This window comes from Mycobacterium sp. (genome assembly GCF_052144515.1).
In the GTDB taxonomy this organism is placed as follows: domain Bacteria; phylum Actinomycetota; class Actinomycetes; order Mycobacteriales; family Mycobacteriaceae; genus Mycobacterium.
In genome coordinates this window covers 1-4336 of the sequence record NZ_JBKQQD010000321.1, presented here as the reverse complement: position 1 = coordinate 4336, position 4336 = coordinate 1, and the positions used below count along the sequence as shown (strand labels likewise).

5 protein-coding genes are annotated in these 4336 nt (G+C 64.5%); 2 read left to right on the top strand and 3 right to left on the bottom strand.

Annotated elements, in window-relative coordinates; genetic code table 11:
* The first annotated feature begins 163 nt into the window (after positions 1-163).
* Complete coding sequence (locus tag ACLP9N_RS21610) at positions 164-697, top strand: MarR family winged helix-turn-helix transcriptional regulator (protein WP_442409327.1); 534 nt, start codon at positions 164-166, stop codon at positions 695-697.
* 15 nt (positions 698-712) lie between these two features.
* Here the strand turns inward: ACLP9N_RS21610 and ACLP9N_RS21605 are convergent, their stop codons facing one another.
* Complete coding sequence (locus tag ACLP9N_RS21605; RefSeq protein ID WP_442409326.1) at positions 713-1354, bottom strand: TetR/AcrR family transcriptional regulator; 642 nt, start codon at positions 1352-1354, stop codon at positions 713-715.
* Positions 1355-1616: 262 nt separating this feature from the next.
* On the opposite strand from ACLP9N_RS21605, the gene ACLP9N_RS21600 reads away from it, so the two are divergent.
* Positions 1617-3149, top strand: a complete 1533-nt coding sequence (locus ACLP9N_RS21600; RefSeq protein ID WP_442409325.1) for an AMP-binding protein — start codon at positions 1617-1619, stop codon at positions 3147-3149.
* Here the strand turns inward: ACLP9N_RS21600 and ACLP9N_RS21595 are convergent.
* Complete coding sequence (locus ACLP9N_RS21595; RefSeq protein ID WP_442409324.1) at positions 3124-4092, bottom strand: acyl-CoA thioesterase; 969 nt, start codon at positions 4090-4092, stop codon at positions 3124-3126. The two genes, ACLP9N_RS21600 and ACLP9N_RS21595, sit on opposite strands and share 26 nt — an antisense overlap.
* A gap of 17 nt (positions 4093-4109) precedes the next feature.
* Positions 4110-4336 (bottom strand): SDR family oxidoreductase (locus ACLP9N_RS21590; RefSeq protein ID WP_442409323.1); only part of this gene is annotated, 227 nt, incomplete at its 5' end.

The following is a 4336-nucleotide window of genomic DNA, read 5'->3' as shown; positions in this document are numbered from 1 at the left end:
ACTCAGTTGCGCTAAATACCAGAAAAGTGAACGGCAGCCGCAAGGTTGTGTAAACGATCGTTAGAATCAACCTGCACGAAGTCTCGATCGGCGATCCATGTCCGCATGATCTTCAAACTGTGTGAGTGAACCGTCTGCCTTCGGCAGCGGTTCATACTTTGGCATGGCCACCCATCGCCCGTCAGCTCGGACGATCACCGTCGAGGAGTATCGCGAGCTATTGGCCCGGCGGCTGCGGGCGGACGATGTTGCGGGCCCGGATGCCGCTGAGCATGCCGAACTCGTGTTCAACCTGACCCGGCTGCACCATCGACTGATCCGCGATTTCGAGGGTGTGCACCGTCGGCTCGGCTGGACCTGGGCCGGCTTTCGCATCATGAATGTGTTGTGGGCAGTCGGTGCTGCCGAACTGCGCGATGTCGCACGCCTATCGGGAGCGTCGCGGGCCGCTGTGTCCAGTGCGCTGAACACGCTCGAGCGTGATCGCCTGGTGAGCCGGACCCGCGACAGCGCCGATCGGCGACTTGTCCGCATCCAGCTGACCCCACACGGCCGCATCGCACTTGGCGCGGCCATGCGTGAGCAGGCAGACCGGGAGCGTGAGTGGCTCTCGGCGCTCGCCGCCGACGACCAGCGACGGCTGAGCAGTCTTCTCGCCGCGCTCGCCGACTGCAAGGCGCCGCCAGCCCAACGATGATCGGGCGTTTGACTGTCAAGGTCGCGCGGGCGCGAGCGTTGCGCTGATGATCCGGTCGATCGCGCGCATCGTCCGTTGGGTCCGTTGCTCGTCGGAATAGAAGCCGATGTCCATCGCCAGGCCCCACAGCAGGTCCATGCAGACTTGGGTGGTCGCTTCGGTGTCCATGTCGGTCTCGATCTCACCCGCGTGCGCGGCGGTGGCGAGCAGGTTGGCGACGTAATCGCGCACCGAGTCGATCGGCAGCAGCGCCTTGTCACGAAGCTCCGGGTGAGTGATCGCGTCGGCGGTGGAAATTACGAAGAATCGGACGAACGTCTCGTCGGTCTGGCTGAATGCGACGGCGCTTTCGAACACCGCCATGACGCGACGGTGGACGGAGCCGGTTACCTTCTTGGCGTCGTCGAGGATTTGCCCGGCTACCACGTCGTGCACCGACGCCAACGCGGCGCCGTAGAGCTCAATTTTGCTTGAGTAGTAGTTCGTGATCGCGTTGCGGGTGATCCCCGCATCCTCGGCGATCTGTTTGAGACTGGCACGCTCATAACCGGTTGTGGCAAACACCTGCCGGGCGCTGTGCAGGACCTTGAGTCGCGTCTCCGCGCCGTCGGCTCCCAACGGGCGGCCTGGCCTGCGTCGGGTGGCGGGAAGGCTCATCGGGAAGACTCTACGAGTCAGGCGGGCCGGGCCGCGTGGCTGCTCCTGGATGGACGGTCTGGGCCCACTGGCGAGGTTGGCCCGCCAATGGTCAAACGGCGGCTTCCCTTCCTCGTCAAACGTTGTTCGATTATGGTGGGTGCGCTGGCCGCCGGCGCGTTCTCACGGGTGGGTTCGCAGCGACGTCGCCCAGGCGGAAGGCGCGATATGTCAAGCGGTTTAGACAAAGGTTGGACGAAGCCGATGATCGGAGCGCAGATTGGTGTTTGCCGCAGCTGACTGGGTGGCCTACCACGCGCAGCATAACGGCGACTCCCTTGCCCTCGGATGCGCCGAGGACGGAAGACGAACAACCTGGGCGCAACTGGAAGACCGGGTCGCCGGGCTGGCCGCCACACTGCACGATCTCGGCGTCGGGACCGGCGATCGGGTGGCGTTGGTGAGCGAGAACGACCCGCGCGTGTTCGAAGTGCAGTTCGCCTGCATGCGACTTGGCGCACTGCTCGTGCCGCTCAATTGGAGATTGCATGTAAGCGAGATTCAGCAGATCTGCCTCGACGCCCGACCCAGCGCCATAGTCCACGATGACCGGTGGGCAGAGGTTGCGGTCGCTGTCGCCGCGAAAGCCGATATCGGCCAGCGCCTCTCGTTCAACCCGGCGCACGATGAGACCGACTATGAGTCCGCTATTTCAGCGGCGGTTCCGTTGCGCGCAGCGGGCGCGAACTCGATGGACCAGCCGACTCACATTCTGTACACGTCGGGGACCACCGGGCGGCCAAAAGGCGCTCTGTCGACCAACGCCACATTGGTGTGGCAGGCCCTCAACACCGCCCACACCACCGGGTATTCGCAGCCCGGATGTCACCAGCTCAACGCGATGCCGTTGTTCCACGCGGGCGGCCTGAACGTGATGGCCAATCCGATTCTGTATTTCGGCGGCGCGGTGACCACAATGGCCCGTTTCGACCCCGCGGACGTCCTGCATCATCTGGTTGGCCACGACCCGCCGATCACCCATTTTGCGGCCATCCCGTTGTTCTACCAGCGCATCGGCGAGACACCCGGATTCGCCGCGGCCGACTTGTCCCATCTGCGCCACGGGATCATTGCCGGGGCAGTCGCCTCGCCGGAACTCCTGCAGGTGTGGGCCGACCGCGGATTCCCGCTGCAGCCGCAGTACGGCGGAACCGAGATGGGTCCGATGGCAACGGCTCTGGACGACGAGGCGGCAAACCTCGACCGCGCCAAGAGGGGGTCGACGGGTCGCGGCGCGCCGCACACGCAGATAAGGCTGGTCGACGCCGACGGCCGCGACGTGGAGGACGGCGTGACGGGTGAAATCTGGTTGCGCGGCCCGAGCATCACCGTCGGATATTGGGAACGCGACAACGCCGACTATTTCACTGGGGACGGCTGGTTCCGGACCGGCGATTCGGCGTACCGCGACCAGAACGGCTTCTATTATCCGGTTGGACGTGTCAAGGAGATGTTCAAGTCCGGCGGGGAGAATATCTACCCGGCCGAAGTCGAACAGGTGATCGCGCAGCGTCCGGACGTACGTGATGTGGGCGTCGTCGGTATCGACGACGAGAAATGGGGCGAGGTCGGCTTGGCCGTCGTGGTGCCCAAACCCGGGGTCACCATTACTCTCGACGAGCTGAATGCCTTTGCAGCACAACGCTTAGCACGTTACAAGCTACCCAAACGGCTGGCCCTGGTCGACGAGCTTCCTCGTAATGTCACCGGCAAGTTGTCCCGCGAGCAGCTCAGGGCGGACCATCATCGCAGCTGACTGTCCGTTCCGCGGGTCCCTCGAACGGGCGGGCCCGCGGCGCGACGAATACCATCTCCTGGGCCACACTCGCCACGAGTTGTCTTGAACGGGAGCGCAATTCGCCCCGGCAGAATGCCCGGTATCCGTGCGCGATGGGTGCGAACTGCTCGAGCAGCAGCCAGTCGTCAAGGCGTGCCGGACGGTGCAACCAGACCGAATGGTTCAGCGTAGCTCCCAGAAGGGCCGTGTGGCCGATCATATCGCGCCAGGGTATCCCGGTGGGAAAATAGACCGGTTCGAACATCGGCAAATCCGTCGCGAAAGCCAGCACCGCGGCATCGGCGCCGGCGGTCTGACGCGGATACCCAATAGTCTTCAACCAGATCCGGTTTCGCGGCGGGGCCACCGAATCGCTCCACGGCACCTGGTCTACATAGCGCAGATCGACCGGCCACCGCGGGGCGGCTCCGCTCGGGATGTCGTCGCCGTATCGGTGTGATAATGACGTCCGGCGCGATGGCAAGGTGTCGGGATCGGGCAGCGGCTGGACGGGTTCACCGTGGGCCGGTGGCCACTCATGTTCGATCGGGGGCTGGGGGTCTCCCGACGGTGCCAGGTGAAACGAGACAACGCTGGTGGCCAGCATTCGCCCGTCTTGTTGCGCGGTGACGACACGGGTTGACATCGAACGGGAATCACGCACCCGGTCGACTTCGTACGTGATGGCACGCGTGTCGTCGCCCGCGTGCAAAAACGAGGTGTGCGACGAGTGCGGGACACGGTCGGAATCGACCGTCGCGGCCGCGGCCAGCAGGCTCTGCGCCCCAACCTGGCCGCCGTACAGACGTGGCAGACCCGAGCGTATGGGATCGGCCCGGTAGTTATTGGCGGCGACCTCCTGCAGGGCGAAGATCTTTTGCCACCAGCCCACGGATTCGGTCTTATCGGCGGGATCAGCCACTGACGTCGGATGGCGGGTCAGCGCGCGGTCGCACCGGCATCGACAGGGATGACCGCGCCAGTGATGTACCGGGCCTCGTCGGACACCAACCAGGCCATCGCGTTGGAGACGTCTTCCGCCTGAATGAGCTGGACGGGAAGGATATTCGTCATCGCTTCGAAGAGTTCGGGGACGTCGGGCGCGGCACCCAAGAACGATTCGTTGTTGACCATAGGAGTGTCGGCGCCGGTCGGGTGAAGCGAAT

Excerpts from the sequence above, each read along its gene's own strand:
- ACLP9N_RS21610 (WP_442409327.1), top strand. The coding sequence starts at position 164 with ATGGCCACCCATCGCCCGTCAGCTCGGACGATCACCGTCGAGGAGTAT.
- ACLP9N_RS21605 (WP_442409326.1), bottom strand. The coding sequence starts at position 1,354 with ATGAGCCTTCCCGCCACCCGACGCAGGCCAGGCCGCCCGTTGGGAGCC.